The 6,122-nt window shown below is 64.7% G+C and carries 4 protein-coding genes and 2 pseudogenes; all 6 read left to right on the top strand.

Features of this window, described 5'->3' with window-relative positions; genetic code table 11:
* The first annotated feature begins 59 nt into the window (after positions 1–59).
* Complete coding sequence (locus X803_RS0100455) at positions 60–2,039, top strand: helix-turn-helix transcriptional regulator (RefSeq protein WP_026543581.1); 1,980 nt, start codon at positions 60–62, stop codon at positions 2,037–2,039.
* A gap of 9 nt (positions 2,040–2,048) precedes the next feature.
* Entirely contained in the window at positions 2,049–2,381 is a 333-nt protein-coding gene (locus X803_RS0100450) for a hypothetical protein (RefSeq protein ID WP_026543580.1), read from the top strand.
* A gap of 38 nt (positions 2,382–2,419) precedes the next feature.
* Positions 2,420–2,713, top strand: coding sequence for a Sec-independent protein translocase subunit TatA (gene tatA / locus X803_RS16865; protein ID WP_051470308.1), 294 nt, complete (start codon positions 2,420–2,422; stop codon positions 2,711–2,713).
* A 47-nt stretch (positions 2,714–2,760) separates the two neighbouring features.
* Positions 2,761–3,546 (top strand): twin-arginine translocase subunit TatC, encoded by a 786-nt coding sequence (gene tatC, locus X803_RS0100440; protein WP_026543579.1) that lies wholly within the window; start codon positions 2,761–2,763, stop codon positions 3,544–3,546.
* Between the two features lie 50 nt (positions 3,547–3,596).
* Positions 3,597–5,540: pseudogene (locus tag X803_RS16860) on the top strand (DEAD/DEAH box helicase); the annotation flags it as partial.
* A 130-nt stretch (positions 5,541–5,670) separates the two neighbouring features.
* Positions 5,671–6,122 (top strand): annotated as a pseudogene (locus X803_RS16855) (RNA helicase); the annotation flags it as partial.

The raw sequence follows: 6,122 nt of genomic DNA, 5'->3' as shown, positions 1-6,122 counted from the left end.
ACCGGTGTCGCTGCCCGCCCTTCGTCGTCGGCGCCGGGTGAGACGGTATCCTTGCGACCGTGTCAGCGAAACGTACGGAACGCCTGCTCACCCTGGTGATGCTGCTCCTTTCCAACCGGCAGGGATGGACCAAGGAGGAGCTGTTCCGTGAGATTGAGCAGTATGAACAGGCGCCGACCCCTGCTGCCCGGGAGAAACTCTTTGACCGGGACAAAGCGGCACTGCGCGATCAGGGAATACCGCTTGAGGCTTTCACCGAGGACCCATTGTTCGACCATGACAACGCGTCCACCCGCTACCGCATCAACGCCGAGGACTACCGGCTCCCGGGCATGAGCTTTACCGCCGCGGAATCAGCCGCCCTGACCATTGCCGCCGGAATGTGGCAGGAAGCATCGCTGGGTCCGGCAGCATCACGGGCACTCAGGAAGCTTCACGGCAGGGGAGTCGACACTGAATCAGGCCCTCCGGCCGCCATCGATGCCAGGATCCGCACCAATGAGCCGTTCTGGGACACACTCTGGCAGGCAACCACAGCACGCCGCGTGGTCCGGTTCGGATACCGGGCGGCGAGCACGGGGGATGATCGGCAGCGGACAGTACAGCCGTGGGGAATGGGAAGCCGCTTCGGGCACTGGTATCTGGTTGGCTTCGATCTCGACCGTCAGGCTGAACGCTGGTTCCGCCTGACACGGATCACAACGCCTCCCCTCATACGGGCAGGTACCTACAGCGTGCCGCCGGAATTTTCCATGTCGGCGTCACTGGCGAGCCTCACGGCAGCGGAGCGGGGGCGCAGGGCCACCGTCGCAGTGAGGGCGGAAACATGCCATATCCTCCGGGCCAGGCCGGGCGCAGTGTCCTCGCCCCGCGGCGAGGGGTGGGACAACCTCGAGTTCAGCTATTCCGATGAGGAAGCGGCAGCCGGCGAAATCGCCTCCTTCGGCGCGAACGCCGTCACGCTGTCCCCGGAGCCGCTCGCAGCGGAGGTACGGCGCCGGCTGGAAGGTGCCGTGCAGGCGCTTGGCACCGCACCGCCGTCGTTCTCCCTGGACGAAGCTCCTGCCAGGCCGGCCGCCGCCAGGTCCGTCAACTCGACGGAGGACCGGCTCCTGCGCCTGCTGGACCTGGTGCCGTACCTGCTGAACCATCCGGGAGTTGAAGTGTCCGTTGCGGCACGTGATTTCAACATCCCGGCGGCCCAGCTGATCAGCGATGTCGAGCTGCTTTTCGTCAGTGGACCGCGGTTCTACCCCGACGGCCTGATCGACATCCAGCTGGAGGACGACCGTATCCACGTGAGCGATCCCCAGTCCCTTGGAGATCCCATCCGCTTCGGGCTTGATGAAGCCTGCGCGCTCCTGGTGGGGCTGGATACACTCATGAACCTGCCGGGCCTTCCCGATGACTCCGCTGTCCGTTCCGCCCGGGAAAAGCTCCGTGCAGGCGCAGGCGACGCAGCGCGGATGAACGACTCAATCGCCACCAGGATCGCCGAGGATGAGCTGGCCCCCGTGATCGCGGCTGTACGGGCAGGGATCGAACAGCGACGCCAGGTGCATCTGCGGTACGTGGTGCCGGCACGGGACGAAGTCACGGAGAGGTTCGTCGAGCCTCTCCGGGCCTTCCTCCACGAGAACGCGTGGTATCTGGATGCCTGGTGCCACCGGGCGGGGGGTCGTCGGAACTTTCGCCTCGACCGTATCCAGAGCATGGAACTGACCGATCGGCCCGTCACCGTGGAGGCTGGAACGCCCCCGGTGATCTTTGATCCGGCGGGCGCGGACACCACCGTGGTGCTTGTCCTGGCAGCCGGCGCACAGTGGATCGCGCAGTCCTATGCTGCGGAACGGACTGCACGGACCGAGGACGGTCGCCTCGCTGCGGAGATCAGGGTCAGCACCACAACGTGGCTTCCGGGCCTGGTGGCGAGTCTCGGCGGCGAGTGCACCATCGCCGAACCGGCGGCCGAACGCGGGAAGGCACTGCACTTCGCCGAGGCTGCCCTGGCGGCATCCGCACACCCCGCCGGCGCCTAGACTGGGAAGATGGAATGGTGGACCTGGATTCTCCTGTGGCTGGCCCTCGCTGCGCTGGCACTTCTCTTCCTCGGTTACCTCGCGTGGCGGATCTTCCGCGGATTCACCGCCCTGATGGACGACGCCGGACGGGCCTCTGAGCTGCTGGCCCCCGGATTCGATGGCCAGGAAGCGCGGAATGCGCCACCCGCGCAGACAGCAGCCTTCAGGTCGCCCGCCGAGGTCAGGGCAGAAAACGCAGTGGCCTCACGGGCGAGGAAATGGCAGCGGCTTGAGCGACGGGTGAGGCGCCGGTCCGTCCGCGGCCAGCCCCAGCTGCTGCGTGACATGCCGCACCTATGACCTAGACTTTAAACCAGACTCACGAGAGGACATTCGTCATGCAGATCCAGGGTTGGCACATTCTTATCATCATCGTGATTGCGATCCTCTTGTTTGGTGCTCCCAAACTGCCGGGCCTGGCACGCAGCGTCGGGCAGTCGCTCCGGATCTTCAAGTCCGAGGTCCGGCAGATGAAGGAAGAAAACGGCACCGACGACCCCAATGGGACCTCCCCGGTGGAGGGCCGGGTCGTGGATCAGCCGCGGCAGGATGATGCACAGCGGGGGAACCAGGATACCCAGCCCGGGACAACCCGCCCCACGGGTCCGGGCAGCACGTCTTCCACCAGCTGAGCACCATGCCGCGGGGCAAGGGTCGCAAGGCGAATCCCGAAGGGCGGATGGCGCTCAAGGAACACCTCATCGAGGCACGGAACCGGTTGTTCAAATCCGGCATTGCGCTGGTCATCGGGACGGTCATTGGATTCTTCATCTATAACCCGGTGCTTGAGGCGTTGTCCGAGCCCGTGCGCAACATCAATGAGATTGACGGCCGCAACGCTGCGCTGAACTTTGACGGGGTCGGCTCGCCGTTTGACCTGATGATCCAGATATCGGTCTTCCTCGGTCTGGTCATCGCGAGCCCCGTCTGGCTTTATCAGCTGTGGGCATTCATCACGCCGGGACTACGGGTGAAGGAAAGGCGCATCGCGCTCGGCTTCATTGCTGTTGCAGTGCCCCTCTTCATCGCGGGGCTTTATCTCGCCTGGCTGATCCTGCCAAGCGCGGTGCGGGTGCTCACGGACTTCACCCCGGCGGGTTTCGCCAACCTGATCTCCGTTCCGGTGTACATCACGTTCCTGCTGCGGCTGATGCTGGCCTTCGGCATCGCCTTCCTCCTTCCGGTGGTGCTCTTTGGGTTGAACCTCGTCGGGGTCATCAAGGGCAAGCAGGTATTGAAATCCTGGCGCATCACCGTGTTCCTCATCTGCCTTTTTGCCGCCATGGCAGCGCCCGGCGGTGATGCGATGAGCATGTTCTACCTGGCCGTCCCGCTACTGCTGCTGTTCTTCGTCGCTATCGGCCTTTGCCTGCTCAATGACAAGCGCCGCGAAAAGCGCAATGCGGAGCGGGATGCCGATATCGAGGCGAATGCGGACACTCCCTCCAGACTTGATGAGGTCTGACTGCCCACGGGATGCAGGAGCGGCGCCGCCGGAGAGTCTAGGCTTGATCCATGACCTCCCCAGCCGAGCGGTACCAGGCAGCGCAGGCACGCAACAGGTATGAAAGAACCCGGCTGCACCAGTTCGAACAAACCCTCGGATTCGAGCTCGATGAGTTCCAGCTGGACGCCTGCACATCGCTGGAAGCGGGCAGGGGAGTGCTGGTGGCAGCCCCCACCGGAGCGGGAAAAACCGTGGTCGGGGAATTCGCCATCTTCATGGCGCTCAGCAACGGGCTCAAAGCCTTCTACACCACCCCTATCAAGGCGCTGAGCAACCAGAAATACGCTGAACTCGCCGCCCTGCATGGAGCGGACCGTGTGGGTCTCCTGACCGGTGACACCAGTATCAATTCCGAGGCGCCCGTCGTCGTCATGACCACCGAGGTGCTCCGCAACATGCTGTACGCGGACTCCGACACGCTGGCCGGCCTCGGGTACGTCGTCATGGACGAAGTGCATTACCTCGCTGACCGGTTCCGCGGTGCGGTGTGGGAAGAGGTGATCATCCATCTGCCCACCGAGGTCAAGGTGGTTTCCCTGAGCGCAACAGTGTCGAACGCCGAGGAGTTCGGCGCCTGGCTGCACACCGTGCGCGGAGATACCGATGTGGTGGTGTCGGAACACCGGCCGGTGCCCCTGTGGCAGCACGTCATGGTCGGCCAGGAACTCCTGGATCTCTTTGCGGGTGAGGTTGCGTTCGATGAAGCGGCTGCGGAGGGTTCCACCAGCGGCGCCGAAGAGAAGTTCACCGTCAACCCTGAACTGCTTGATCTGGCCACCAGCGAGACGCGGCTGAACCAGCGTGCCCGCTGGGGTTCCGGCGCCAAACGCGGCCGCGGCGGACCCAACCGGTACCAGACACCGCAGACGGCGGTGAGAAGAGCCAGCCGGCCGCAGGTGATTTCCGCCCTCGACAAGGAAGGGCTCCTTCCTGCCATCACCTTCATCTTCTCGCGCAACGGCTGCGAGGCTGCAGTCACCCAGTGCCTCGACGCCGGGCTATGGCTGACCACGGAATATGAACGCGGTCTGATCAGTGACCGCATTGAGGAAGCAACGCTCGACATCCCCGAGGAAGACCTCGAGGTACTCGGGTTCTGGTCCTGGCGGGAGGGGCTCATCCGCGGCTTCGCTGCCCACCACGCCGGAATGCTGCCGACCTTCAAGGAGGTGGTGGAGAAGCTTTTCGAGGAGGGACTCGTCAAGGCGGTCTTCGCCACCGAGACGCTGGCACTCGGAGTCAATATGCCGGCCAGATCCGTTGTCCTTGAGAAGCTCGACAAGTTCAACGGCGAAGCACATGTGAACATCACGGCGGGGGAGTACACCCAACTCACCGGCCGCGCCGGCCGGCGGGGAATCGATGTGGAGGGCCACGCCGTCGTTCTCTGGCAGCCGGGCACCGACCCCGGAGCTGTTGCAGGGCTGGCCTCGCGCCGGACCTACCCGCTGAATTCCAGCTTCCGGCCCACCTACAACATGAGCATCAACCTCATATCGCAGTTCGGGCAGTACCGTACCCGGGAAATTCTTGAGACATCCTTCGCGCAGTTTCAGGCAGACAGGTCCGTGGTGGGCCTCGCCCGTCAGGTCCGTACGCGAGAGGAGTCGCTGAAGGGCTATGCCGAAGCGATGACCTGCCACCTCGGTGACTTCTCCGAGTATTCAGCGATCCGGCGCGAGCTGTCGGACCTCGAGGCAGCCGCGTCGAAGGCCGGTGCGCGGAACCGTCGAAGCGCCGCGGCCGCGTCTCTGGAATCGCTCCGCCCGGGAGACGTGGTGGACGTTCCCGCCGGACGTGTTGCCGGTTACGCCGTTGTGCTGGCAGGAGATGCGGCCCGGGATCCCCGGCCCACCGTCCTCACCCTGGAAAAGCATGTCCGGCGGCTGTCCGTCCAGGACCTGGACGGGCCGGTCGAGATAGTTTCGCGGATACGGATTCCCAAGCAGTTCGCGGCGGGGAATCGATGTGGAGGGCCACGCCGTCGTTCTCTGGCAGCCGGGCACCGACCCCGGAGCTGTTGCAGGGCTGGCCTCGCGCCGGACCTACCCGCTGAATTCCAGCTTCCGGCCCACCTACAACATGAGCATCAACCTCATATCGCAGTTCGGGCAGTACCGTACCCGGGAAATTCTTGAGACATCCTTCGCGCAGTTTCAGGCAGACAGGTCCGTGGTGGGCCTCGCCCGTCAGGTCCGTACGCGAGAGGAGTCGCTGAAGGGCTATGCCGAAGCGATGACCTGCCACCTCGGTGACTTCTCCGAGTATTCAGCGATCCGGCGCGAGCTGTCGGACCTCGAGGCAGCCGCGTCGAAGGCCGGTGCGCGGAACCGTCGAAGCGCCGCGGCCGCGTCTCTGGAATCGCTCCGCCCGGGAGACGTGGTGGACGTTCCCGCCGGACGTGTTGCCGGTTACGCCGTTGTGCTGGCAGGAGATGCGGCCCGGGATCCCCGGCCCACCGTCCTCACCCTGGAAAAGCATGTCCGGCGGCTGTCCGTCCAGGACCTGGACGGGCCGGTCGAGATAGTTTCGCG

The organism is Arthrobacter sp. 35/47, assembly GCF_000520475.1.
Taxonomy (GTDB): Bacteria; Actinomycetota; Actinomycetes; order Actinomycetales; family Micrococcaceae; genus Arthrobacter_D; species Arthrobacter_D subterraneus.
Note: the sequence above shows the minus strand (reverse complement) of the source record. Positions and strands in the feature narration are given on the sequence as shown.